This window comes from Kosakonia sp. CFBP8986, from assembly GCF_034044935.1.
GTDB lineage: Bacteria > Pseudomonadota > Gammaproteobacteria > Enterobacterales > Enterobacteriaceae > Kosakonia > Kosakonia cowanii.
Window position 1 is genome coordinate 187,881 of sequence record NZ_JAXCXB010000002.1, and the last position, 23,788, is coordinate 211,668.

At 56.2% G+C, this 23,788-nt stretch carries 22 protein-coding genes and 2 tRNA genes; 13 read left to right on the plus strand and 11 right to left on the minus strand.

All coding sequences use genetic code 11. The features are described from left to right. The first annotated feature begins 45 nt into the window (after positions 1–45). A complete protein-coding gene (gene pheP, locus SOM48_RS04560; RefSeq protein ID WP_094421445.1) occupies positions 46–1,443 on the plus strand; it encodes a phenylalanine transporter in 1,398 nt (465 codons plus the stop codon). Positions 1,444–1,497: 54 nt separating this feature from the next. Here the strand turns inward: pheP and SOM48_RS04565 are convergent, their stop codons facing one another. Further along, positions 1,498–2,922 (minus strand): MFS transporter, encoded by a 1,425-nt coding sequence (locus SOM48_RS04565; RefSeq protein ID WP_312203671.1) that lies wholly within the window; start codon positions 2,920–2,922, stop codon positions 1,498–1,500. 107 nt (positions 2,923–3,029) lie between these two features. On the opposite strand from SOM48_RS04565, the gene SOM48_RS04570 reads away from it, so the two are divergent. After that, a complete protein-coding gene (locus tag SOM48_RS04570; RefSeq protein WP_076770238.1) occupies positions 3,030–3,902 on the plus strand; it encodes a helix-turn-helix transcriptional regulator in 873 nt (290 codons plus the stop codon). On the opposite strand, the gene SOM48_RS04575 is transcribed toward SOM48_RS04570, so the two are convergent. Together SOM48_RS04575 and SOM48_RS04580 are read right to left on the minus strand one after the other, a co-directional pair. Continuing rightward, on the minus strand, positions 3,899–4,264 hold the full coding sequence (locus tag SOM48_RS04575; RefSeq protein WP_054803859.1) for an MmcQ/YjbR family DNA-binding protein: 366 nt from the start codon (positions 4,262–4,264) through the stop codon (positions 3,899–3,901). The genes SOM48_RS04570 and SOM48_RS04575 overlap by 4 nt on opposite strands. Then, the gene (locus tag SOM48_RS04580) at positions 4,254–4,844 is read right to left on the minus strand and encodes a TetR/AcrR family transcriptional regulator (protein ID WP_139965165.1); all 591 of its coding nucleotides are present in this window, start codon (positions 4,842–4,844) and stop codon (positions 4,254–4,256) included. Before SOM48_RS04580 ends, SOM48_RS04575 begins: the two co-directional genes overlap by 11 nt. 193 nt (positions 4,845–5,037) lie before the next feature. Here SOM48_RS04580 and SOM48_RS04585 point away from each other — a divergent pair, with 193 nt between their 5' ends. Beyond that, positions 5,038–6,138 carry an MBL fold metallo-hydrolase gene (locus tag SOM48_RS04585; RefSeq protein ID WP_320511512.1) on the plus strand — a complete coding sequence of 367 codons (1,101 nt, stop codon included), beginning with the start codon at positions 5,038–5,040 and terminating at the stop codon, positions 6,136–6,138. A 37-nt stretch (positions 6,139–6,175) separates the two neighbouring features. Beyond that, entirely contained in the window at positions 6,176–6,517 is a 342-nt protein-coding gene (locus SOM48_RS04590) for a RamA family antibiotic efflux transcriptional regulator (RefSeq protein ID WP_054803857.1), read from the plus strand. A gap of 28 nt (positions 6,518–6,545) precedes the next feature. On the opposite strand, the gene SOM48_RS04595 is transcribed toward SOM48_RS04590, so the two are convergent. After that, positions 6,546–6,938, minus strand: a complete 393-nt coding sequence (locus SOM48_RS04595) for a YfeC-like transcriptional regulator (RefSeq protein WP_034812904.1) — start codon at positions 6,936–6,938, stop codon at positions 6,546–6,548. Position 6,939: 1 nt separating this feature from the next. Continuing rightward, positions 6,940–7,299 (minus strand): YfeC-like transcriptional regulator, encoded by a 360-nt coding sequence (locus tag SOM48_RS04600; protein WP_054803856.1) that lies wholly within the window; start codon positions 7,297–7,299, stop codon positions 6,940–6,942. A gap of 220 nt (positions 7,300–7,519) precedes the next feature. On the opposite strand from SOM48_RS04600, the gene SOM48_RS04605 reads away from it, so the two are divergent. From SOM48_RS04605 to SOM48_RS04615, 3 genes are all read left to right on the plus strand, one after another. Then, positions 7,520–7,595, plus strand: a tRNA-Ala gene (locus tag SOM48_RS04605). Positions 7,596–7,636: 41 nt separating this feature from the next. Continuing rightward, positions 7,637–7,712, plus strand: a tRNA-Ala gene (locus SOM48_RS04610). Positions 7,713–7,889: 177 nt separating this feature from the next. Further along, complete coding sequence (locus SOM48_RS04615) at positions 7,890–10,061, plus strand: EAL domain-containing protein (RefSeq protein WP_320511513.1); 2,172 nt, start codon at positions 7,890–7,892, stop codon at positions 10,059–10,061. Positions 10,062–10,104: 43 nt separating this feature from the next. Here SOM48_RS04615 and SOM48_RS04620 read toward each other — a convergent pair whose 3' ends face one another. Then, positions 10,105–11,292 (minus strand): NupC/NupG family nucleoside CNT transporter, encoded by a 1,188-nt coding sequence (locus SOM48_RS04620; RefSeq protein ID WP_023479798.1) that lies wholly within the window; start codon positions 11,290–11,292, stop codon positions 10,105–10,107. Positions 11,293–11,645: 353 nt separating this feature from the next. On the opposite strand from SOM48_RS04620, the gene SOM48_RS04625 reads away from it, so the two are divergent. After that, positions 11,646–12,893 (plus strand): Nramp family divalent metal transporter, encoded by a 1,248-nt coding sequence (locus SOM48_RS04625; RefSeq protein ID WP_320511514.1) that lies wholly within the window; start codon positions 11,646–11,648, stop codon positions 12,891–12,893. Positions 12,894–13,352: 459 nt separating this feature from the next. Here SOM48_RS04625 and SOM48_RS04630 read toward each other — a convergent pair whose 3' ends face one another. Continuing rightward, the gene (locus SOM48_RS04630) at positions 13,353–13,700 is read right to left on the minus strand and encodes a DUF2502 domain-containing protein (RefSeq protein WP_023479767.1); all 348 of its coding nucleotides are present in this window, start codon (positions 13,698–13,700) and stop codon (positions 13,353–13,355) included. Positions 13,701–13,824: 124 nt separating this feature from the next. After that, complete coding sequence (gene mgrA, locus SOM48_RS04635) at positions 13,825–14,823, minus strand: L-glyceraldehyde 3-phosphate reductase (RefSeq protein WP_320511515.1); 999 nt, start codon at positions 14,821–14,823, stop codon at positions 13,825–13,827. Between the two features lie 267 nt (positions 14,824–15,090). Here mgrA and glk point away from each other — a divergent pair, with 267 nt between their 5' ends. After that, positions 15,091–16,056, plus strand: coding sequence for a glucokinase (gene glk / locus SOM48_RS04640; RefSeq protein ID WP_023479899.1), 966 nt, complete (start codon positions 15,091–15,093; stop codon positions 16,054–16,056). Here the strand turns inward: glk and SOM48_RS04645 are convergent. Together SOM48_RS04645 and SOM48_RS04650 are read right to left on the minus strand one after the other, a co-directional pair. Continuing rightward, positions 16,053–16,781: a LytR/AlgR family response regulator transcription factor gene (locus tag SOM48_RS04645; protein ID WP_023479711.1), complete on the minus strand. Its 729-nt coding sequence runs from the start codon at positions 16,779–16,781 to the stop codon at positions 16,053–16,055. The two genes, glk and SOM48_RS04645, sit on opposite strands and share 4 nt — an antisense overlap. After that, positions 16,778–18,478, minus strand: a complete 1,701-nt coding sequence (locus SOM48_RS04650) for a sensor histidine kinase (RefSeq protein WP_128482417.1) — start codon at positions 18,476–18,478, stop codon at positions 16,778–16,780. Before SOM48_RS04650 ends, SOM48_RS04645 begins: the two co-directional genes overlap by 4 nt. Positions 18,479–18,864: 386 nt before the next feature. Between SOM48_RS04650 and alaC the strand changes: the two genes are divergently transcribed. Next, positions 18,865–20,106, plus strand: a complete 1,242-nt coding sequence (gene alaC / locus SOM48_RS04655; protein WP_128482418.1) for an alanine transaminase — start codon at positions 18,865–18,867, stop codon at positions 20,104–20,106. Positions 20,107–20,167: 61 nt separating this feature from the next. Here the strand turns inward: alaC and ypdK are convergent, their stop codons facing one another. Continuing rightward, on the minus strand, positions 20,168–20,239 hold the full coding sequence (gene ypdK / locus SOM48_RS04660) for a membrane protein YpdK (protein ID WP_099458783.1): 72 nt from the start codon (positions 20,237–20,239) through the stop codon (positions 20,168–20,170). A 462-nt stretch (positions 20,240–20,701) separates the two neighbouring features. Between ypdK and hutI the strand changes: the two genes are divergently transcribed. The 3 genes from hutI to SOM48_RS04675 are packed head-to-tail and all read left to right on the plus strand — an operon-like array spanning position 20,702 to position 23,659. Continuing rightward, positions 20,702–21,928 (plus strand): imidazolonepropionase, encoded by a 1,227-nt coding sequence (hutI, locus tag SOM48_RS04665; protein WP_320511516.1) that lies wholly within the window; start codon positions 20,702–20,704, stop codon positions 21,926–21,928. Continuing rightward, positions 21,925–22,881, plus strand: coding sequence for a formimidoylglutamase (gene hutG / locus SOM48_RS04670; RefSeq protein ID WP_320511517.1), 957 nt, complete (start codon positions 21,925–21,927; stop codon positions 22,879–22,881). The genes hutI and hutG overlap by 4 nt, the downstream gene beginning before the upstream one ends. Positions 22,882–22,921: 40 nt before the next feature. Continuing rightward, positions 22,922–23,659, plus strand: a complete 738-nt coding sequence (locus tag SOM48_RS04675; RefSeq protein ID WP_054803852.1) for a histidine utilization repressor — start codon at positions 22,922–22,924, stop codon at positions 23,657–23,659. Positions 23,660–23,788: the final 129 nt, after the last annotated feature.

The window sequence follows — 23,788 nt, forward strand, 5'->3', positions numbered from 1 at the left end:
ATGTTAAAAGGTGCCCCTTTAAATGAAACCACAAAGGGGAAGGACGTGAAAAACGCGTCACAGGTCGTGGGGAACATGACCGGGACCGCGTCGGAGGCAGCGCCGACGCTACAACGGGGATTAAAGAACCGTCATATTCAGCTTATTGCCCTTGGCGGCGCAATTGGCACCGGGCTGTTTCTCGGCATCGGTCCGGCAATTCAGATGGCCGGGCCTGCGGTGTTACTCGGCTACGCTATCGCCGGCATTATCGCCTTTTTGATTATGCGCCAGCTCGGTGAAATGGTGGTTGAAGAGCCGGTTTCCGGATCGTTTTCCCACTTCGCCTTTAAGTATTGGGGGCCGTTTGCGGGCTTCCTCTCCGGCTGGAACTACTGGGCGATGTTTGTGCTGGTCGGCATGGCGGAACTGACCGCCGCCGGGATCTATATGCAGTACTGGTTCCCCGATATTCCGACCTGGGTCTGGGCCGCCACCTTCTTCGTTATCATCAACGCCGTTAACCTCGTCAATGTGCGCCTGTATGGCGAAACCGAGTTCTGGTTTGCGCTGATCAAAGTGCTGGCAATTATCGGCATGATTGGCTTTGGCATCTGGATGCTGTTCACCGGCCACGGCGGCGAACGCGCCAGCATCAATAACCTCTGGCAGTACAACGGCTTTTTCGCCACCGGCTGGCATGGGCTGGTACTGTCGCTGGCAGTGATTATGTTCTCGTTCGGTGGCCTTGAGCTGATTGGTATCACCGCCGCGGAAGCGAGCGAGCCGCACACCACTATTCCAAAAGCCGTTAACCAGGTGGTTTACCGCATTTTGCTCTTCTACATCGGTTCGCTGGTGGTGCTGCTGGCGCTCTATCCGTGGATTGATGTGCAGGCCAACAGCAGCCCGTTTGTGATGATCTTCCATGAACTCGACAGCAATCTGGTCGCTTCGGCACTCAACTTCGTCATTCTGGTAGCTTCACTGTCGGTCTATAACAGCGGCGTTTACTCCAACAGCCGTATGCTGTTTGGCCTGTCGGTGCAGGGCAATGCGCCTGCGTTTTTAACACGCGTCAGCCGTCGCGGCGTACCGGTCAACTCGCTGATCCTCTCCGGCGCGATTACCTCGCTGGTGGTGCTGGTGAACTATCTGCTGCCGCAGAAAGCCTTTGCTATGCTGATGGCATTAGTGGTCGCCACTCTGCTGCTGAACTGGATCATGATCTCGCTGGCGCACCTGAAGTTCCGCGCCGCGATGCGCCGCAAAGGGCGCGATCCGCAGTTCAAAGCGCTGCTCTTCCCGGCGGGCAACTACCTCTGCATCGGTTTTATGCTGTTTATTCTCGGCCTGATGTACTCCATCGACGATATGCGCCTGTCGGCCATTTTGCTGCCGGTGTGGATTGTGTTCCTGTTTGCCGCCTTCAAACTGCTGCGGCGGACACCGAAGCGCGCATAAGCCTCAGTATCAGAAGAGAAAACGCCAGCCTCCATGCTGGCGTTTTTATTTGCCTCAGGCAGTGGTTGTGCAGCGGGGCGCTAACTGCCGACGGGCAAAGAGTGCCGCTGCGACAAGCGCCAGCATCATCACCACTTCTGTTGCCAGAAAACCGCTCAGCGCCGCGCTGTAGTCGCCGTGCGACTGGCCGACAAGGTGGAGAAAAATGCCGCCGAGCAGCGCAGGCCCCAGACCGAGCGCCGACTGTTGCAGCGTGCTGAGCAGTGCGCTGCCTGCGCCTGCGTCCTGGGCGGTGATGTCACGCATGCCGATACGGTAGAAGCTGTTAACGATCAGCGCCTGGCCGTAGCCAATCAACAGGGTTGCCGGGGCGAGTGCCAGCACGCCGACCACGCGGCCTGAGAGGTGCAGAGTAACCATCAGTGTCAGCAAACCGGCAATCTGAATGGTAAGCCCGGTCAACAAAATGGTGCGCATACTGTAGCGGCTAATCAGCTTCGGCGCATACCAGGCAGCGATAAAATAGGCGACGCCGAGGGCGATAAAACTGTTCCCGGACTGGTAAGGGGTCATACCCATTCCGGCCTGCAAGGTGAGCGCCATGCAGAACATAAACCCTGCCCAGGCGCTGAAAAAGAGCAGCGCAATCAGCAAACCAAAGCGGATACTCGGCAGCTTAAGCAGGCGTGGCGGCACCAGCGGCGTGATGCCGCGCTTCTCCTGCCGCACCGCGCTGCTGCGCATCCACAGCGCCAGCGGGAAGAGGGCCAGCAACGCCGCTTTGCTCTGCCACGGCCAGTGCATCTCCGGGCCTAATGCCAGCGGGAAAAGCAGGCAGCAGAGGATCAGCGCCAGCGCAGTCGTGCCCTGCCAGTCAATACGTGTGCGTTGTTCACTGCGGGTTTCCGGCACGTAGCGGCGGCTCAGCAGTAGCACCAGCAGGCAAATGGGCACATTGATAAAGAAGGCGTTGCGCCAGCCGAGCCCGGCGATATCTGCCGACACCAGCCAGCCGCCGCCCATCTGCCCGATGATAAACGCCACGCCGCCCACCCCGCCGTAGAGGCTGATGGCGCGGGCATGCGCAGTGCCTTTCAGTGTGACATGCAAAGTGGCGAGGATCTGCGGCACAATCAGCGCCGCGCCCATCCCCTGTAGCGTGCGCGCCGCCAGCAGGGCAGAGACCGAGTTCGCCAGCCCGCACAGCAGCGAGGCGATGCCGAACAGCGCAACGCCCCATAAAAAGATGCGGCGGCGGCCGAGGTTATCCCCCAGTTTGCTGCCCATCGCCAGACAGACGGCAAATGCCACGCCGTAGAGCGCGACAATCAGCGCCAGTTGGGTGGCTGAGGTGTGTAACGAGAGGGTGATGGAATCGAGTGCCACATTGGTGATTGAGGTGTCAATCAGCGGCAGCATCTGCCCGGTTAACAGCAAAAACAGGCCCGCCCGGCCCGGAGAAACAGCAGACGTATTCATGGTGACTCCATTGCGTCATTCATCAGATGGACGTAGCATCGCCGAATGATAAAACGGGTACCAGTTCTTGCCTATACGGGTACTGGCACTACCATGCTGGAGGGTTTATGACGTTGATGGTGGATAAACAGCCGCAGCTGGCGCTGCTTGAAGAGAGCCGCAAACAGCTGGGCGCGTTTCTGCGCGCGCGGCGCGAAAGCCTCGACCCGCAGCGCCTCGGCCTGCCGCGCAGCAGCCGGCGGCGCACGCCGGGCCTCAGGCGCGAAGAGGTGGCGCTGCTAGCCGATGTCGGTGTCACCTGGTACACCTGGCTGGAGCAGGGCCGCGAGGTGAACCCCTCTGCTAATGTTTTGCAGGCGATTGCCTCCGCATTGCAGTGCACGCCAACCGAGACGCGGCATCTCTTTCTGCTGGCTGGGCTAGCGCCGACCGAAGCGCTCAACTCCCCGCAGTGCGAAGGCATCAGCGACAGCACGCGCCGCCTGCTGGACAGCCTGCTGCCGAATCCTGCCAGTATTCAGAAACCCAATTTCGATATTGTCGCGTGGAATGCAGGTTTTGAGCGCCTGATGGGCATCAAGTTTGACGAAATCTCGGAAGATGACCGCAACTGCATCTATCTCTACTTAACCCATCCGCAGTGGCGCAGCCGCTTAGGGCTGGATGATCAGGTGCTTTCGACCTTCGTTGCCTATTTCCGGGCGGCCATGGCCGCGCATCGCGGTGATGCGATATGGGAAGCGAAGCTGGCGCGCTTTTGCGCGGCGTCGGCGGAGTTTGAAACGCTGTGGCGCAAGCACTATGAAGTGAGCGGCGTGGAGAATAAGGTCAAGGTCTTTGCGCACCCGCAACTCGGCACGATTACCCTGCAGCAGATGTACTGGTACTCCGCGCCGCGCAACGGATCGCGGTTACTGGTCTATATGCCGGTGGATGAGCAGGGCGAGCAGGCGCTGCAATGGCTGGCGCAGAACGCTTAAGGGCGCAGGCGCTTCTGATCTTTTCGCGGCAGGGTGTCGACCACGCGATCCCAGGAGTGCTGGATCAGTGATTCGAGCAGCGGGAGGTCAATCTCATCGCCTGCGTAGACCGAAATCCAGTGCTTCTTATTCATGTGATAGCCCGGTTCAATGCTGGGGTAGATCTGCTGGTTAAGCAGGGCAGTCTGCGGCTCCGATTTCATCGTTACCATCGGCCTGCCGTGGGCGGTGGTGGTCATCATAAAGATCTTGCCGCACACTTTGAAGACGTCATGTTCCGGGCCAAACGGCCAGCAGTGCTCGGTAAAGGGGAGCGACAGCGCGTAGCGATGAGCGCTCTCCTGCAAGGTTTTACTCTCCATCTTTTTCCTCATTCGCCAGCGCGCGCCACATCGCCTCAAAGCCGAGGCGCTTCAGCTCTTTGGTCCGCGAGGGATCGCGTCCCGCAAAGTTGATGGTTGTTTCCGCCATCGCCAGGAAAATGGCATCGCCAAAGGCGGCGTACTCATCCGAGAGGAAAACGGGGCGCACCGAGCGGTGGCACAGCTCATGCAGCTCCGGGAAGATATCGGCCACCTGCTGCTTGGTTTCGGCGGTCAGCTTTTCGCTGATGGCGATCTGGCGCACCGCATGGTGGCCGTTGGGGTGGAGAATACCCCAGTCGATATAGCTGTCCCAGATGGAGTGGGTGTGCACCTTCGAATCGCTGCTGGAGCGGTCGAGATTCGCCAGCATGGTGCCGCAAAGATCGGTTTTCAGATGCAGATAGAGCGCGTTCAACAGATCGTCTTTGGTGGCGAAGTAGCGAAACAGTGTCCCCTCCGCGACGCCTGCATTACGGGCGATAAGCGCGGTTGAGGCGGCAATCCCCGACTGGGCAATCGCCTTGGTTGCTGCTTTCAGTAATGCCAGTTTCTTATCTTCACTCTTCGGACGAGCCACGCCGCTTTTCTCCGCTTTTTACAAAAACCACGATTGAAACATGCCCTTTGAGAGGCTGCAACGTCGAATATCAAACAACGAAAAATCGTCTTGACGATTTAATGTTCGTTTCTATAATGAGTGCTTACTCACTCATAATCAAGTTCAATGAGTATCGTCTCAACGGATGGGATCGATTTAGCCGGGTCAGGATATGAAACGTCTCACTATCAGCGTGGTTGTCGTTATGCTCGTTGCGTCTGCTGCAAGCTTACCTTTTGTTCTGAATGCCGGTTTTGGCCAGCCACCGCAGGGTGAGGCGCTCAGCGCCGTGGAAAAATCGCCCCATTATCGCGATGGCGCATTTCACAATACATTGCCGACGCCGGGCTTTACCGGTGAGCAAAATAAGCTGGCATTGTGGTGGGATTTTCTCTTCGGTAAACGCGAAAACGCGCGCCCGCAGCAGCCGTTGCCGATGGTGGCAACCGATCTCGCGGCGCTGCCTCTACAGGAGGATACGCTGGTCTGGATGGGGCACTCCTCGTGGTATATGCAGCTGGCGGGCAAACGTATCCTGATCGACCCGGTGCTGAGCGACTACGCTGCGCCGTTCTCCTTTCTCAACAAAGCGTTTGCTGGTAACGGCGTCTGGACCGCAGAGAGTATGCCGGAGATCGATCTGCTGATTATCTCCCACGACCATTATGACCACCTCGATCACGCCACCATCAAGGCGCTGATGCCGAAGATCAAACGCGTTGTTACGCCACTCGGCGTCGGCTCCCATCTGCGTTACTGGGGGATGGACGCGGCGAAGATTGAGGAGGCGGACTGGCAGCAGAGCGTGCAGGTCAGCGATACGCTTAGCGTCAATATTCTGCCCGCGCGTCACTTCTCCGGCCGTGGGCTGAAGCGCAACCAGACGCTGTGGGCCAGCTTTCTGTTTGTCACGCCTGAACGCAAAGTCTACTACAGCGGCGACAGCGGTTATGGCCCGCACTTTAAGGCCATCGGCGACAGGTTTGGCCCCATCGATATTGCCATTATGGAGAATGGGCAGTACGACGAGGCGTGGAAACATATTCATATGATGCCGGAGCAGAGCGCGCAGGCGGCGCAGGATCTGCAGGCACGCGCAGTGCTGCCGGGCCATGCCGGGCGTTTTGTGTTGGCAAAACACAGCTGGGACGATCCGTACAAACGTTTAGCGGCTGCCAGCCGCGATAAAGAGTTTCGCTTACTGACACCGAAGCTGGGCGAGGTGGTGTTTGCGGCCGATACGGCGCAAACATTCAGCGCCTGGTGGGAATAAACCATTTAATTAATCGAAGTGCAGGGGGGATCGCAGCATGACTATTTCCGCTCAGGTTATCGACACTATCGTCGAGTGGATCGACGACAATCTTCATCAACCCTTGCGTATTGATGAGATTGCCGCGCACGCAGGCTACTCCAAGTGGCATCTGCAACGGCTCTTTTTGCAGTACAAAGGGGAGAGCCTCGGGCGCTATATCCGCGAGCGCAAACTCGCGCGCGCCGCGCAGGATTTACGCAACACCGATCAGAAGGTTTACGACATCTGCCTGAAATATGGCTTCGATTCGCAGCAAACTTTCACGCGGATCTTTACCCGCACCTTCAACCTGCCGCCGGGAGCCTACCGGCGTGAAAACCATCAGCACACCCATTAACAGTACAAACCGGCATCTGGCCGGTTTTTTACTCTTGTACCGTCTGCTTAATGCCTAAGCGGCTGCAAAAGGTGCTCAGCCCTTCCCGCGCCAGCAGCACTTCAAGCTGGTGCAGTTCGTCAGCGGTAAGCATCTGCAAGGAGTTGATGATATTTTGCATGGTGCCTGGCGCGGTGAGATAGGGCGTCGGCGGTTCGGCGAGCGAGCTGTTAAAACCGCTGTGGCGCATGGCGGGCAGCTCCATCACCAGGCTCAGCACTTTATCCGTGATCAATACGTAGCGGGCGCGGCCCCCTTTTACGCCGGGGAGACTCTCGGTTTTCCACTTGTGACGTTTGATCCAGCGGTTGATGGTCTGTCGTGTGACGCCGAGGCGGTTGGCTAACTCAGCGGTGGTCATTTTGCTTGGTAATGTGTTCATCTTATTTCTGGTCGCGGATCCCTAAACGTTGCAACAGGCCGGTGATGCCGTCGCGTAAAAGCATTGAAGAGAGCAGAGTGCGCTCGGCGTCGGTCATCTCTTTTGCCAGCCTGAGCAGAAGTGCTTCCAGCGAAGCGTCGCTGCTGGAGTTGTCGGTAGAAGGGGAGAGTTCATTGCGCTGCGCGCTGCGGATAAAGGCGCGAACCTGTTCATTAACGTGAACCAGGCGGGCTTTTCCTCCCTGAACGCCAGGTTTTGGCGAGGTGATCCACCCCTCTTTACGCACCCATTTATTGATGGTTTGCCGGCTGTACCCGGTAAGCGTAGCAAGCTCTTCCGGCGTCATTCGTTCCTTGAGCATATAATTTCCCGGTGAGTAGTAAGGGTAATTAGTGGTTTATGTTATAGCACCATTTTAGAAGAAAATGTGACAGGTTTAACTGCTGGCTGCGAGGCGCTTCGCAAGGGGATTCAATTGCATGCTTTTTCAGCGGTTGATAAAGGGGCGGTGATTTTGCCGTTGACACCTGACAAGGGAATTCATATCATGCCGCCCGTCAACACGACACGCTTTACGCGATGGGGCTATAGCTCAGCTGGGAGAGCGCTTGCATGGCATGCAAGAGGTCAGCGGTTCGATCCCGCTTAGCTCCACCAAATTCCGAACCCAACGGAACTGGTGCGTAAAGTAACATTGTGGGGCTATAGCTCAGCTGGGAGAGCGCTTGCATGGCATGCAAGAGGTCAGCGGTTCGATCCCGCTTAGCTCCACCAAAATTTGAACCCTCGCGTTTACGCGGGGGTTTTTTGTTTCGGGTTTTCTCTACGCTGTTGCCTGATAAAGATGCATCTCTGCCATTTTCTCGCCCATTTCCCTTGCTTGCTTCACCCTTTCAATAAACCTATTATTCATGGTAATTATTTTTTAACCACCAGAGCCGACATTATTTTATGAAATCCGGTTACGTGAAGCCGTTTCTGCTGGCGTTAATGATGTGCCTGGTGGCCATTCCCGTAGCCCGTTATATTTCGCCGAAAACGGTCGTTGATGGCGGCAATATTTATCTCGCCTGGTTACCTTTAAGCGTTACGCTGGCGCTGCTGCTGTTATTTGGTCGACACGCCATTGCGCCTCTCATTGTCGGCTCCGCCATCATTAATGAGATTGCCTTTCATCTGCCTTTCGGCGAAGCGGCAGTGCTGCTCTTCTGCCAGCTGTTTATTCTCTTTATGGTGTGCGGCATTGTCCGCTGGCAGCTTGGTTCGCGCTGGCGTTACGGTATTCCCAATAAAAATATGGGGGTACGCATTTTATGGCTGGGATTTATTGCGCCCGTCGGGATAAAAATAGCGATGTATCTTGCCGGGGAGTGGCTTAATTATCCGGTCTATCTCTCCAATTATTTCGGCAGCGGTTCGTTAATATTCTCAATAATCGATATTCAGAGTTTGATGTGTTCGGCGTTGATTTTCACCATGATTGTTTATTATCCGATGCGCATGATCCTCAATCCGCGCTTCGCAAAAGTGTGGTGGCGTCGTAGCGTTATTCCCTGTTTTAGCAAAAGAAAACGTTTATTTAGCCTGGGCTGGCTGGCGACATTAATCACCGTTGTGGCGCTTCTATGCGCGCCCTATAAATCAGATCTGATTGCCGGTTATCTGGTACCGGTTATCTTTATTATTTTCAACTTTGGCTGTAGCCGCCTGCCGGGCACGTTTCTGACGCTGAGCTGGTCCATATCGGCTTTCCTGTTACTGGCCTATAACAACAACTTTTTTCATGGCGTACGTGCGGATTACTCGCTGGCGTTTGTCATGTCAGTGTTGATCTGTTTCACCGTCTGCCTGCTCTATAACATCCGCGTTTTCAACCGCAGCCTGTGGCTAAAGCGGCGCTGGCAGGCGCAAGCGATGAGCGATCCCCTCACCGGGTTGCCCAATTTGCGTGCGCTGGAAAGAGAAATGGAGCGCCAGCCGGGCAGCATCGTCTGCTGCCTGCATATGAAAAATCTCGATTTCCTCAGCCGCCACTTTGGCATGATGATGCGCGTGCATGTGAAGCGCAGCGTCACCCGCACGCTGCAACCCTGGCTGCGTGAAGGAGAGCATTTTTTTCAGCTGCCCGGCAGTGAATTACTCCTGCTACTCAATGGGCCAGAAACCCTGGCGCGCCTGCACTCGATGCTGGATCGCCTTAACAGCCAGCGCATATGCTGGAATAAGAACCCGCTGGAGATTGAATTCGGTGCCTCGTGGGGCGAACTGCAGGGCAACCGGGAGGCGTTGCAGCAGACGCTCGGCCAACTGAGCTGGCTGTCAGAGCAGACGGACAGCGAAAATCGCGTGCTGGCGCTCACTAACAGCCTGGCGGAAGTGAATACCCAGACCACTGAGCGCGTGCTGCAACTGGAGAGGGTGAAACGGGCGCTGGAGGAGGGCGGCATTACGCTCTATGCCCAGCCCATCGTCGATGCCAGTGGCGAGGGCTATCACGAGATCCTCTCAAGGCTGGTCAGCGATGGCCATATCATCACGCCCGACCAGTTTATTCCGGTGATTGCCCAGTTCGATCTCGGTTCGCGCTTCGATATGCAGGTCGTCGAAACGCTGCTGAAATGGATGCAGGCGCATCCGCAGCCCGCTGCAAAGGCGCGTTTCTCCCTCAATCTGATGCCGCTGACCCTGATGCAGCAATCCTTCGCTACGCAGTTTCTTGCACTGTTTGCGCGCTACGGTATCGCCGCGCAGGCGGTGATTATCGAAATTACCGAGGAGCAGGCCTTCTCTCACTCGGAAGTGAGCATCCGTAATATCACGCGCTTACGCGAGGCGGGGTTTAAGATCGCTATTGATGACTTCGGCACCGGCTACGCCAACTTCGAACGTTTAAAGCGCATCAAGGCGGATATCATCAAAATCGACGGCTGTTTTGTGCGCGATATCCTCAATGATCCGCAGGATGCGATGATCGTGAAAGCGATATGCGATCTGGCAAAGGCCAAAGGTCTGACGGTGGTGGCCGAGTATGTGGAGAGCGAGGCGCAGCGCGAGCTGCTGCTGAATGCGGGCGTTGATTACCTGCAGGGCTATCTGCTCGGCAAGCCGCAGCCGCTGGCATAAAAAAACCGGGGCAGGCCCCGGTTTTTGTTAAAGCATGTTCGAATCAGATAACCAGCGCCGCGATCGCCGCAGAGAGCACGCTCACCAGCGTCGAACCGTAAACCAGCTTCAGACCAAAGCGGGAAACCACGTTGCCCTGCTCTTCGTTCAGTCCTTTGATCGCGCCTGCGATAATGCCGATAGAGGAGAAGTTAGCAAAGGAGACCAGGAAGACCGAGAGGATACCTTCCGAACGCGGAGAGAGGGTGGAGGCAATTTTCTGCAGATCCATCATCGCCACGAATTCGTTGGAGACCAGTTTGGTCGCCATGATACTCGCCACCTGCAACGCTTCATGAGCCGGGACGCCCAGCACCCAGGCAACCGGGTAGAAGATGTACCCCAGAATGCCCTGGAAGGAGATGCCCAGCACGGCAGCGAAGAGGGCGTTCAGGCCGGAAATCAGCGCGATAAAGCCAATCAGCATCGCCGCAACGATAATCGCCACTTTGAAACCTGCCAGAATGTATTCACCCAGCATCTCAAAGAAGCTCTGACCTTCGTGCAGTTTCGCCATCTGCAGGTTCTCTTCGCTCTCATCCACGCGGTACGGGTTGAGCAGCGAGAGCACGATAAAGGTACTGAACATGTTCAGCACCAGCGCCGCGACGACATATTTCGGCTGCAGCATGGTCATGTAGGCACCCACAATTGACATCGAAACTGTCGACATTGCGGTCGCAGCCATGGTGTACATGCGGTTGCGTGACATTTTGCCGAGGATATCTTTATAAGCAATAAAGTTCTCAGATTGACCCAGAATCAGGGAGCTGACCGCGTTAAACGATTCCAGTTTACCCATGCCGTTCACTTTCGACAGCACCGTACCGATGGCGCGAATCACAATCGGCAGGACGCGAATGTGCTGCAGAATACCAATCAGCGCAGAGATAAAGACGATCGGGCAGAGCACTTTCAGGAAGAAGAAGGCCAGGCCTTCGTCATTCATTTTGCCGAAGACGAAGTTGGTGCCTTCGTTGGCAAAGCCGAGCAGTTTTTCAAACATCTCGGAGAAGCCTTTTACGAAGCCGAGGCCAACATCAGAGTTGAGGAAGAACCAGGCCAGCACAACTTCAATCACCAGCAGTTGAATAACAAAGCGGATGCGGATCTTTTTGCGATCGCTGCTCACGAGCAAGGCAAGCAGCGCCACAACAGCAAGCGCCAGGACAAAGTGCAGAACGCGGGACATATTTGCTCCAAATATGAGACGGGTAGGAATTTCGTGCACATTCTATGTAACAAGACAAAAGAAAACGAGATCAAAGGCACACTATATTAATGTCCTGTGACCAGACTCAAAATTAGTGATCAAACATACAATTCAGGTATGTTAATAAAGGCCGTGAAAAGTTGCGTCACGCTGCTAGACTCATAACATAACGCTGCGGTAAATGTTGTCGCCGCCGTCACCATCCTTGGCATTCAACCCTTCTATTGTTTCAGGCTATCAGAGAAATCAAGTAAACCCATCTTAATGATCTTGATAATCATTCTCATTTTGGTAGCATCAAACATAGCAAAGGCTATATTTAGGGGCAATAAATGAGCAGTAGTCGCGTGGAGAGTACTAACGGAAGAGCAGCGCGCAAACTCAGGTTTGCGTTGATGGGACCTGCATTTATTGCGGCTATTGGTTACATCGATCCGGGTAACTTTGCCACCAATATTCAGGCGGGCGCGACCTTCGGCTACCAGCTTTTATGGGTGGTGGTGTGGGCGAACCTGATGGCGATGCTCATTCAGCTGCTTTCTGCCAAGCTCGGTATTGCGACCGGAAAAAACCTCGCGGAGCAGATCCGCGATCACTATCCGCGCCCGCTGGTCTGGTTTTACTGGGTGCAGGCGGAAATTATCGCCATGGCGACGGATCTCGCGGAGTTTATCGGTGCGGCGATTGGCTTCAAACTGATCCTCGGCGTGTCGCTGATGCAGGGCGCGGTGCTGACCGGGATCGCCACCTTCCTGATCCTGATGCTGCAAAAGCGCGGGCAGAAACCGCTGGAAAAAGTGATTGGCGGCCTGCTGCTGTTTGTCGCGGCGGCCTATATTGTCGAACTGATTTTTTCCCAGCCGAAGCTGGCGGCGCTGGCGAAAGGGATTGTTATTCCTACGCTTTCAGGCACTGATGCGGTGTTCCTTGCCGCCGGGGTACTGGGTGCGACCATTATGCCGCACGTCATCTATCTGCACTCCTCCTTAACGCAGAACCTGCATGATGGGACGCGCCGTGAGCGTTATTCCGCCACCAAATGGGATGTCGGGCTGGCAATGACCATTGCCGGGTTTGTTAACCTGGCGATGATGGCGACAGCAGCTGCGGCGTTTCACTTTAATGGACACACCGGGGTGGCCGATCTGGACCAGGCCTATTTAACGCTGGAGCCACTGTTAAGCCATGCCGCGGCGACTATTTTCGGCCTCAGTCTGGTGGCTGCGGGTCTCTCTTCGACCGTTGTCGGTACACTGGCCGGGCAGGTGGTGATGCAGGGGTTTGTCCGGTTCCATATTCCGCTGTGGGTACGCCGTACCATCACCATGATGCCGTCGTTTATTGTGATCTGGCTGGGGCTGGATCCGACGCGAATTCTGGTGATGAGCCAAGTGCTGCTGAGCTTTGGGATCGCGCTGGCGCTGGTGCCGCTGCTGATGTTTACCAGTAATGCAAAACTGATGGGCGAACTGGTGAATACCGCGCTGGTAAGACGCACTGGCTGGGTGATTGTCGCGCTGGTGGTGTGCCTGAATGGCTGGCTGCTGGTGGGAACGCTTGCCGAGTTGATGGGTAAATAACGCCCGGTGGCGATGGGTGTATCGGGTTTTCGTATCTTTTCTGCGGCTTGAATGCCCGATGGCGCTGCGCTTATCGGGCCTACGGTTTCTGCTACGGCGTGACGGTTTGATGCTGAATGCCCGATGGCGCTGCGCTTATCGGGCCTACGAATCTTGTGCGGTGTGACGGTTTGATGCTATATGCCCGATGGCGCTGCGCTTATCGGGCCTACGAGTCTTGTGCGATTTGAAGGTTCGGTGCTGAATGCCCGATGGCGCTGTGCTTATCGGGCCTACGAATCTTGTGCGGTTTGAAGGTTCGGTGTTGAATGCCCGATGGCGCTGCGCTTATCGGGCCTACAAAAATTTACCGGCGCACAAAAACTTTTCGGGGGCTTGATCGCGTAGGCCGGATAAGGCGTTAGCCGCCATCCGGCACTGTACGTTTCATCGGGTAATCAAACTACCTGCGAAACACAATTAATGGTGGTGTCCATGCCCGTGACCGCGACCCGGTCCACGGCGATCGTCACGATCGTTCCAGCCTTCGCGGTAGCCGCGCTCATAGGCGTCACGCTTGTCCCAACCACGTTTATCCCAGCCACGATGCCAGCCGCGGTCATGTTTATGCCAGCGGTGATCGCGCCACTCATAATTATTGTTCCAGTAATTGCGGTCGCGCCAGCGGCCACCGTCCCAGTAGTTACCATAATTATCGCGATCGCCGATCTGCAATTTAACCGACGGCAACAGGGTGATTTCTCCAGCATTGGCGGCCAGCGGCGCAAAAGCCAGTAATACTGCTGCCAGAATCAGTGACCTGAACATACTCTTCTCCTTCACGATCGGGCCGGGGAGGCCTGTGGCGGCAATATTACGGGGCGCGCAAACCCCGTATTAGTGGCGGAACTCCTAAATCACCGTTAATAGCACGTTTTGCTAAATTACTTGCTTACTGCGTGCCGGCGAGAATGGCATCAATCTCCTCGCACTCCTGTGCGCTAAACGTCCGGTTCGCCAGCATCCCCACCGCATCGTCTAGCTGGCTGGTCTTACTGGCACCAATCAGCACCGACGTCACTTTCCCGCCGCGCAGCACCCACGCCAGCGCCATCTGCGACAGCTTCTGCCCGCGTCGCTCGGCCACGGCATTTAGCGCCCGCACCGTCGCCAGCTTCTCTTCGGTGAGTTGATCCGGGTTGAGGAAGCGGCTGCCGCTCGCCGCGCGCGAATCCGCCGGGATCCCTTGCAGATAGCGGTCAGTCAACTGCCCACCTGCCAGCGGCGAAAATGCGATACTGCCAACCCCTTTCTCCTGCAACAGATCCAGCAGCTCGCTCTCGACCCAGCGTTCAAACAGCGAGTATTTCGGCTGATGGATCAGGCACGGCGTGCCGAGATCGTTAAGGATCTCGATTGCCTCCCGCGCCTGCGCCGCCGGGTAGTTCGACAGCCCGACATAGAGCGCCTTGCCCTGGCGCACCAGGTGATCGAGTGCGCGCATCGTCTCTTTCAGCGGCGTCTCAGGATCCGGGCGGTGATGATAGAAAATATCGACATACTCAATGCCCATGCGCCGCAGGCTCTGATCGAGGCTGGCAACCAGATATTTGCGCGATCCCCAGTCGCCATAAGGGCCTTCCCACATGGTGTAACCGGCTTTGCTGGAGATAATCAGCTCATCACGATAGGGGCGGAAATCCTCCTGCATGATGCGCCCAAAGTTGCTCTCGGCCGAGCCGGGCGGTGGCCCGTAGTTGTTCGCCAGATCGAAATGGGTGATACCGAGATCAAAGGCGTGGCGCAGCAGCTGTCGGCTGGTCTCAAGCAGCGTTGCATCGCCAAAGTTGTGCCACAGCCCGAGCGACACCAAAGGCAATTTAAGCCCGCTCTCGCCGCAGCGCTTATAGGCCATTTTTTCATAACGTGCGGGGTCCGCCAGGTAAACCATGCAAATACTCCTGATAAAAGGGGAAGCGATAAATTCCAGGCACGAAAGCGCGCCATGTTGCGCACTATTTCAGCGCACAAACGCACTCCAGGTATCTCCTTGTACCGTACTGCGGCAATAAGGCAGTAATCAGTCTGAAAGCTTAGGGCTAATCTGTGATGTAGATCGATAATAAAGGGGCACTCGTGATATGGTCGTTGTCGTTACAGCGCCTTGAATTTACAGTGTGCCAAAGATTTATTCTGACTTTAGCGGAGCCGTAGAAGAATGAAAAAATATGCTTTAGTGGGAGACGTGGGCGGCACCAACGCGCGCTTAGCGTTGTGTGATGTCGAGACCGGCGACATTTCCCGGGCGAAGACCTATTCAGGTCTTGATTACCCAAGCCTGGAAGCGGTCGTTCGCGTTTACCTCGAAGAGCACGAGGTGAGTGTGGAAGATGGCTGTATCGCCATCGCTTGCCCCATCACCGGCGACTGGGTGGCGATGACCAACCACACCTGGGCCTTCTCCATTGACGAAATGAGGCAAAACCTCGGCTTCGCGCATCTGGAGATCATCAACGATTTCACCGCCGTTTCGATGGCCATCCCGATGCTGAAAGCGGAACACCTGATTCAGTTTGGCGGCAATGCGCCGGTTGAAGGCAAACCGATTGCCGTTTATGGCGCTGGCACCGGTCTTGGCGTCGCGCATCTGGTGCATGTGGATAAGCGCTGGGTGAGCCTGCCGGGCGAAGGCGGCCACGTCGATTTCGCGCCGAACAGCGAAGAGGAGGGGATTATCCTTGAGGAGCTGCGGGCTGAAATTGGCCATGTCTCCGCCGAGCGCGTGCTCTCCGGCCCCGGGCTTATCAACCTCTACCGCGCGATTGTGAAATCAGACGGTCGCCTGCCGGAAAACCTGCAACCAAAAGATATTACCGAGCGTGCATTGTCGGACAGCTGCACCGACTGTCGCCGCGCGCTGTCGCTGTTTTGCGTGATTATGGGCCGTTTTGGCGGCAACCTGGCGCTCAATCTCGGTACGTTTGGCGGCGTTTACATCGCGGGCGGTATCGTGCCGCGCTTCCTTGATTTCTTCACCGCGTCCGGTTTTCGCGGCGGCTTCGAAGATAAAGGGCGCTTCAAAGCCTATGTGCAGGATATTCCGGTCTACCTGATTGTTCACGATAATCCAGGCCTGCTGGGCTCTGGCGCACATCTGCGCCAGACGCTGGGTTATGTCCTCTAAAGATTCATCAGTTGCCTGAATTCTTTTACCTTGCTGCGGCTGACGGGCACCTGAAAATCCAGGTCCCGCAGCCGCAGAATATAGGTGTTGTTAAACCAGGGTTCGATCTCGCGGATCTTGTCCAGATTAACGCAGTATGAGCGGTGGCAGCGGAAGAAGTGCGCCGTCGGCAGCTTGCTGCAAAACTCGGTAATATTCATCGGCATCACGTACGATTCCCGCTTGGTATAGACAAACGTCATCTTCTCGTGCGCTTCTGCGTAATAGATATCGTGAATACTGGTAACAATAATTCGCTCATCTTTCACCAGGTTAATGGTGGCGTTTTCCCGCGATTGCGGGCTGCTCGCGGTACCAGCCTGCTGCTGCCAGGCGCTCTCCAGCTTCTGCAACATATTGACGATGCGTGACTCCTGATAGGGTTTCAGGATGTAGTCGAACGCTTCAAGTTCAAACGCCTCCACCGCATGCTCTTTCCACGCGGTGATAAAGACAATAAAGGGCTTATGGGCGAACTGGCTGATATTCTGCGCCAGCAATACGCCATCCAGCGACGGGATGTTGATATCGAGAAAAATGGCGTCCACGCGGTTGTGCTGTAAGTACTTCAGCACGTCGAGACCATCATCGAACGTGCCGACAATCTCCATCTGGCTGTGCTCGCGAATAAGCCAGCTTAGCTCCTGCTGCGCCAGGAATTCATCTTCTACAATGATGACTTTCATCTTCTCTCCGGTGAGGGCAACAGCGTCGCGCGCGACGTCTGGCGGGGCACATAAAAGGCGATTTCGGTGCCCGGCGTCAGGCGGCGAATATGCAGCCCTTCGCCATACAGTAGTTTCACCCGCTGATGAACATTCAGCAGACCAATTTTATTCCCCGGCATTTCGTCTGCTTCGACGCGGGCGATCATTTCAGGGGCAATGCCGTTGCCGGTATCGCGCACCGCAATGCGCACCCGGTTGCCGCACTCTTCCACGCTAATGGTGACCACGCCTTTGCCTTTACAGGGCTGAATACCGTGGACAATCGCATTCTCTACCAGCGGCTGGATCAGCAGGCTCGGGATCACGCAGCTCACCTCTTCATCGATATCATAGATAACCGTCAGCTTATCGCCGAAGCGCGCCTGCTCAATGGCGATATAGTCTTTGATTTGGTAAAGCTCTTTTTTAATGTCGATCTGCTCATCATCTTTTAATTCAATGTTATAGCGCAGGTAGCGCGACAGATTGTAAATCAGCTGGCGCGCGGTATCGGGATTGAGGCGAATGGATGAGGAGATGGCATTCAGGGCGTTAAAGAGAAAGTGGGGGTTAATTTTACTTTGCAGTGCGCGCAGCTCCGCTTTATTGGCCATCTCGCGCAGCTGTTCGGCGCGGGAGACTTCTAACTGCGTTGAGATAATCTGCGATAAGCCGACCGCCATATCCTGCAACGCGGAGGTAATCTGATGCGCGTGGCAGTAGTAGATTTTTAGCGTGCCGGTGACGATGCCCTGTTCGCGCAGCGGGATCACCAGCATCGAGTGGATTTCCGGCGTGCGGTGCGCTTCATCATTGTTTTTAATGATAATTTCACCGGTGGTAATCGCCTGCTGGGTGGTCGGGCTAATAATATCATCGTTGTCGAGGTAGTTATTTTCGCCCACCCCGACATACGCCAGCACGTGATCAACGTTGGTGATCGCCACCGCATCGGCGTCAATATCGCGGCGAATGATGTCGCACACCTGGCGCAGCGACTCGCTGTTCACATTGCGAAATAGCGGCAGCGTTTTATTGGCAATATCGAGCGCCAGCCGCGCCTGCCGCCCGGCAATCGCCTCTTTTTCCCCCTCGACGCTCTGCACCAGCAGCACAATAAAGCCGATACAGACCGTGCCGAAGATCATCGGCGCGCCGATTTTCGCCACAATATCCAGCCCCAGCGCGGTAGAAGGCGCCCAGATCACCACCAGCAGCATGGTCAGGCTTTCGCAAATCATCCCGCCGATAATCCCGGCGCGCCAGTGCTGGGCTTTGGGAAACTTTCGGTTAATCAGCCCCGACATCACGCCCGCGATAATACTGGTGATAAAACAGGGCACGGCGGTCACGCCGCCGATATCAATCAGGTAGCGGTGCGTACCGGCGATAATGCCGGTAATAATGCCGACCCACGGGCCAAACAGGATGCCGCCGGACATCACGGCAATAATGCGCACGTTGACCAGCGATCCCTCTACCGGTACGCCGGACCAGGTGCTGAACAGCGCAAACAGAGAGAAGATCGCCGTTACGCCGAGCAGCTCCTTCGGTGAGTGAGCCGTTTTATGCAGCAGCTCGCGAAACAGGCGGATGCGGATCAGAAAGAAGAGGCAGATCAGCATCAACGCCGCGCGGTCAAAAACCGCCAGCAACATGTCGAATATTTCGTGCACGGGGGACTCATGTGATAGAGGTCAAAGGGCTATGATAAAAAACCCGGCGGCAGATCACCAGTTAACCATTGATTAGATGAATGGGGAAAAACCATTTTTTAAAAAGGGGATTAAAAGATATCCGACGCAGGGCTGGAGATACCTTAACCCGGCTGCATATAAGGTAATTTTCTTTTTATCATATTGTTAATAAAAAGCTGCTCTCATCCGCTTAAGCGGCAATCACTTTTCGGTGGCTCAAATTACGTTTCCTCTTTTGCGCTCCCGCACTATTTTTTCGTTTCCCTCTCGACAGGTGGAATTTAATCAGGCTATGTTCTGAACAGGCTGCACATGCAGCGACGTCGCTCGGACGGTCCGGGCGCTAACGTAACTTCGAGGAATCTATGGCTGACTCCAGTCCTGAACGCCGTTTCACGCGTATCGATCGTCTTCCCCCCTATGTGTTTAATATTACTGCTGAACTGAAAATGGCTGCGCGACGCCGCGGCGAGGACATTATCGATTTCAGTATGGGCAACCCGGATGGTGCCACCCCGCCGCATATTGTGGAAAAACTCTGCACCGTGGCGCAGCGCCCCGATACGCACGGGTACTCCACCTCGCGCGGTATTCCGCGTCTGCGCCGGGCAATTTCACGCTGGTATCAGGATCGTTACCAGGTGGACATTGACCCGGAAACGGAGGCGATTGTCACCATCGGTTCGAAAGAGGGGCTGGCGCACCTGATGCTGGCAACGCTGGATCACGGCGATACCGTGCTGGTGCCGAACCCGAGCTATCCGATCCATATCTACGGCGCGGTGATCGCCGGTGCGCAGGTGCGATCGGTGCCGTTGGTGGAAGGGGTCGACTTCTTTAACGAGCTGGAGCGGGCGATCCGCGAAAGTTACCCGAAGCCGAAAATGATGATTTTAGGCTTCCCGTCGAACCCGACCGCGCAGTGCGTGGAGCTGGAGTTCTTCGAGAAAGTGGTGGCGCTGGCGAAGCGTTACGATGTGCTGGTGGTGCACGATTTGGCCTACGCCGATATCGTCTTTGATGGCTGGAAAGCACCGTCCATTATGCAGGTGCCCGGCGCGCGCGATGTGGCCGTTGAGTTCTTCACCCTGTCGAAAAGTTACAATATGGCGGGCTGGCGCATTGGCTTTATGGTCGGCAACCCGACGCTGGTCAACGCGCTGGCGCGTATCAAAAGCTACCACGATTACGGCACCTTCACACCGCTGCAGGTTGCGGCAATTGCCGCGCTGGAAGGGGATCAGCAGTGCGTGCACGATATCGCCGCGCAGTATAAGCGCCGCCGCGATGTGCTGGTCAAAGGGCTGCATGAAGCGGGCTGGATGGTCGAGATGCCGAAAGCATCAATGTACGTCTGGGCAAAAATCCCGGAGCAGTATGCGGCGATGGGCTCGCTGGAGTTTGCGAAAAAGCTGCTGAAGGAGGCGAAAGTGTGCGTCTCGCCCGGCGTCGGCTTTGGTGATTATGGCGATACCCATGTGCGCTTTGCGCTCATTGAGAACCGCGATCGTATCCGCCAGGCGGTGCGCGGCATCAAAGCGATGTTCCGCGCCGATGGGCTGCTTCCCGTGACGCCAAAAGGGGCGGCGGAAGAGACCCAGCCATAACAATCAGCCATAAAAAAAGGAGCCGCATGGCTCCTTATTTTTTTCTGCGCTATGGCTCAGGCTAGATCATCAGGGCGAATGTACCGGCCCACACGATAACCATCACCGATATGCCCATAAAGAAATATTTCACGTTCATCGCTCCGCACACAAAGTATGCATTAATGATCTGTCAGGACTGAGTATAGAGAGGTGAAACTACGCCAAAACGAAAATGAGAATTTTCTCCCTTTCGGCCACAGCGCCATCTCAGAATTTCGGGTGAATTCATCACCAAACGGGGGCTAATGTACGCTTAATTTTTTGCCCTTACAAGAGCCTTTTTTCTATTTAATTTTAGCAACTTACACAGTGTCGGGCTTTGGCGACACAATACTTTCACTGCTAAATAAATTGCCCTTTAGCGACGATTTTTTTGCGCTGCTGAAACGGTTCATTTGCGGTTGAAATATAAGGCGAATTTTATGTGGTACGTCACAGTTTGCTGCTTGCAGCCATGTTATTGGCGGCACTGCCCGCAGCAAACGCGCCGCAGAGTTGACAAGCGAATCATTATGCAAATAAATGTCTATACAACACATGACAAGAGAACCATATGATTGAGCTGACCTCTGACGATCGTCTGTGGCGTAACGCAACGCTTGCGACCATGGATCCCACGCGAGCAGAACCCTATGGCCTGCTTGAGCACCATGCCATCGTGGTGCGCAACGGGCAGATCCGGGCAATCGTGCCGGAGAGTGAACTGCCCGCGCATGTGCCGCAGAGCACCGATCTGCAGGGCCGTCTGGTGACGCCCGGTTTAATCGACTGTCATACCCACCTTGTTTTTGCCGGTAACCGCGCCCAGGAGTGGGAGCAGCGGTTAAACGGTGTTTCGTATCAGCAGATTAGCGCCGAAGGCGGTGGGATCAGCTCAACCGTGCGGGCGACCCGGGAAAGCCACGAAGACGAACTGCTGAATCTCGCGCAGTCGCGGCTTGAACGGCTGATGCGCGAAGGCGTCAGCACGATTGAGATCAAATCGGGTTACGGGCTGGATGTCGCCAGCGAAGAGAAGATGCTGCGCGTCGCCGGTAAGCTTGCGCAAAACAACGCGGTGGAAGTGAGCCGCACGCTGCTCGCCGCGCACGCCGCGCCGCCGGAGTATAAAACGGACCCGCAGGCCTACATTGATCTGGTCTGCAACACCATTTTGCCTACCCTTGCGGACAAAGGTCTGTTTGAAGCGGTAGATGCGTTTTGTGAAAACGTCGGTTTTACTCCGTCGCAAACCGAGCAGGTGTTTCGCGCCGCGCAGGCGCTCGGCATTCCGGTGAAAGGCCATGTTGAGCAGCTCTCCTCGTTGGGCGGCGCGGAGCTGGTCAGCCGCTTTAAGGGCTTATCCGCCGATCATATTGAGTACCTGAGCGAATCGGGCGTGATGGCGATGCGCGCCAGCGGCACCGTTGCCGTTCTGCTGCCCGGTGCCTTCTATTTTCTTAATGAAACGCAAAAACCGCCGGTCGCCCTGCTGCGCCAGCAGGGGGTGCCGATGGCGGTAGCAACGGATTTCAACCCTGGCACCAGCCCGTTTGCCAGCCTGCATCTGGCGATGAATATGGCCTGCGTGAAGTTTGGCCTGACGCCGGAAGAGGCCTGGGCGGGTGTCACGCGTCATGCCGCGCAGGCGCTTGGTCGTAAGCAAACCCATGGTCAGTTGGCCGCCGGGTTTGTCGCCGATTTTGTCGTCTGGGACGCTAATCATCCGGTGGAGATGATCTACGAGCCGGGACGTAATCCGCTTTATCAACGCATTTTCCGTGGCGAGGTCACTGCATGAATCTATGGAAGCCGGTAGCGCCTGCGTGCTGGCAGGGCAGGGATGACAGCGGCGAAGCGGCAAATGCCCTGCGCCTGTTTCAGACCGTCACTCAGGCGGCGACATTTGCGCCCGAGCAGCACAGCGGCAAGACGGCGCTGCTCGGCTTTGCCTGTGATGAGGGGGTGAAGCGCAATCAGGGGCGCGCGGGGGCCGCGAAGGGGCCGTTTGCCCTGCGTACAGCACTGGCTAATATGGCCAGCCACGCCGGGCATCAACATCTTGTTGATTTGGGTAATATTGTCGCCCGGCCGGAGGCGCTGGAGCAGGCGCAGCAGGCGCTGCATGATGCGGTGCTCGCCTGCCAGCAGGCGCAGATGCGCACGCTGGTGTTTGGCGGCGGGCATGAAACGGCCTTTGGCCACGGCTCGGCAATCCTTGATGCTTTCCCCCATGAGCAGGTTGCGATTATCAATCTCGATGCGCACCTCGATTTACGCCACGCGGCGCGCGCCAGCTCCGGCACGCCGTTTCGCCAGCTGGCCCAGCAGTGCGACACTCAGCAGCGCGGCTTTCACTACACCTGTTTCGGTGCAAGCCTGGCTGCCAATACCCAGGCGCTGTGGGATGAAGCGACGCACCGCAACGTGACGGTAGTTGAGGATCTGGCGCTGTTAAACGCCTTTGAAACTGAAGCGCTACCGGAAATTAAACGCATCATTGAGCAGCACGACAGGATCTATCTGACCATCGATCTCGACGTGCTGCCCGCCTGGGAGATGCCCGCCGTCTCTGCGCCAGCGGCGCTGGGTGTGCCGATGCACCTGCTGCTGCGCATTATCGAACCGCTGTGTCGCAGCGGCAAAGTGCAGGCGGTGGATTTAGTGGAGTTTAATCCAACGTTTGATCACGCAGGGCAGGGCGCGAAAGCCGCTGCCCGGCTGGCCTGGCAAATCCTGCACTGGTGGCAGTGATATACTCACCTGACAAATAACAATAAGGAATTGCCGCGCTATGTATTCCCCCCGCCCCCGGGTGGCCCCGGCCACCGCGCCCGTGCCCTTTTACGAGAAGGTCAAGCAGGCTATCAGCGAGAAGATCGCCGCCGGTATCTGGCGTCCGCACGATCGCATCCCCTCTGAAGCGGAGCTGGTGGCGCAGTTTGGTTTTAGCCGCATGACCATTAACCGCGCGGTGCGCGCGCTGACCGATGAGGGGTTACTGGTACGCTTGCAAGGCGTCGGCACCTTTGTTGCCGAGCCGAAAGGGCAATCGGCGCTGTTCGAAGTGCGCAGCATTGCCGATGAGATTGCCGACCGTCATCATCAGCACCGCTGTGAAGTGCTGCTGCTGGAGGCGCGCGCCGCCGACGCAACCCAGGCCGCAGCGTTAAACGTGGCGGAAGGGACACGCATTTTTCACTCGCGCATGGTGCATTTTGAGAATGGCACCCCGGTGCAGATTGAGGAGCGCTGGGTCAATGCCGACGTGGTGCCGGAGTATCTGCAACAGGATTACACGCAGACTACCGCTCATGCTTATCTGTCGCTAATTGCACCGCTCACTGAAGGGGAGCACATTGTGGAAGCCGTGCATGCCTCGGCTGAAGAGTGCCGCTTGTTGCAGATCCAGGAGCACGATCCCTGCCTGTTGATCCGCCGCCGTACCTGGTCGACATCGCAGATTGTCTCCCACGCCAGCCTGCTTTACCCCGGCTCCCGCTACCGTTTACAGGGCCATTTCGGCTCCTGAGCGCTGTCAGCAGCAAAAGCGTGATTGTTAGCGCACTATCAGAAAAATGTATCTTAAGTGTTAAATCCTGCCTTGCGCGCAATTGTATAGACAAGTATATGTGTTTACATACTCATCGCGTGATTTCAG

Bases quoted from the DNA above. Each gene is read 5' to 3' on its own strand.
- SOM48_RS04565 (WP_312203671.1), bottom strand. From the start codon at position 2,922: ATGAATACGTCTGCTGTTTCTCCGGGCCGGGCGGGCCTGTTTTTGCTG.
- SOM48_RS04570 (WP_076770238.1), top strand. From the start codon at position 3,030: ATGACGTTGATGGTGGATAAACAGCCGCAGCTGGCGCTGCTTGAAGAG.
- SOM48_RS04575 (WP_054803859.1), bottom strand. From the start codon at position 4,264: ATGGAGAGTAAAACCTTGCAGGAGAGCGCTCATCGCTACGCGCTGTCG.
- SOM48_RS04585 (WP_320511512.1), top strand. From the start codon at position 5,038: ATGAAACGTCTCACTATCAGCGTGGTTGTCGTTATGCTCGTTGCGTCT.
- SOM48_RS04590 (WP_054803857.1), top strand. From the start codon at position 6,176: ATGACTATTTCCGCTCAGGTTATCGACACTATCGTCGAGTGGATCGAC.
- SOM48_RS04595 (WP_034812904.1), bottom strand. From the start codon at position 6,938: ATGAACACATTACCAAGCAAAATGACCACCGCTGAGTTAGCCAACCGC.
- SOM48_RS04600 (WP_054803856.1), bottom strand. From the start codon at position 7,299: ATGCTCAAGGAACGAATGACGCCGGAAGAGCTTGCTACGCTTACCGGG.
- SOM48_RS04615 (WP_320511513.1), top strand. From the start codon at position 7,890: ATGAAATCCGGTTACGTGAAGCCGTTTCTGCTGGCGTTAATGATGTGC.
- SOM48_RS04620 (WP_023479798.1), bottom strand. From the start codon at position 11,292: ATGTCCCGCGTTCTGCACTTTGTCCTGGCGCTTGCTGTTGTGGCGCTG.
- SOM48_RS04625 (WP_320511514.1), top strand. From the start codon at position 11,646: ATGAGCAGTAGTCGCGTGGAGAGTACTAACGGAAGAGCAGCGCGCAAA.
- SOM48_RS04630 (WP_023479767.1), bottom strand. From the start codon at position 13,700: ATGTTCAGGTCACTGATTCTGGCAGCAGTATTACTGGCTTTTGCGCCG.
- mgrA (WP_320511515.1), bottom strand. From the start codon at position 14,823: ATGGTTTACCTGGCGGACCCCGCACGTTATGAAAAAATGGCCTATAAG.
- glk (WP_023479899.1), top strand. From the start codon at position 15,091: ATGAAAAAATATGCTTTAGTGGGAGACGTGGGCGGCACCAACGCGCGC.
- SOM48_RS04645 (WP_023479711.1), bottom strand. From the start codon at position 16,781: ATGAAAGTCATCATTGTAGAAGATGAATTCCTGGCGCAGCAGGAGCTA.
- alaC (WP_128482418.1), top strand. From the start codon at position 18,865: ATGGCTGACTCCAGTCCTGAACGCCGTTTCACGCGTATCGATCGTCTT.
- hutI (WP_320511516.1), top strand. From the start codon at position 20,702: ATGATTGAGCTGACCTCTGACGATCGTCTGTGGCGTAACGCAACGCTT.
- hutG (WP_320511517.1), top strand. From the start codon at position 21,925: ATGAATCTATGGAAGCCGGTAGCGCCTGCGTGCTGGCAGGGCAGGGAT.
- SOM48_RS04675 (WP_054803852.1), top strand. From the start codon at position 22,922: ATGTATTCCCCCCGCCCCCGGGTGGCCCCGGCCACCGCGCCCGTGCCC.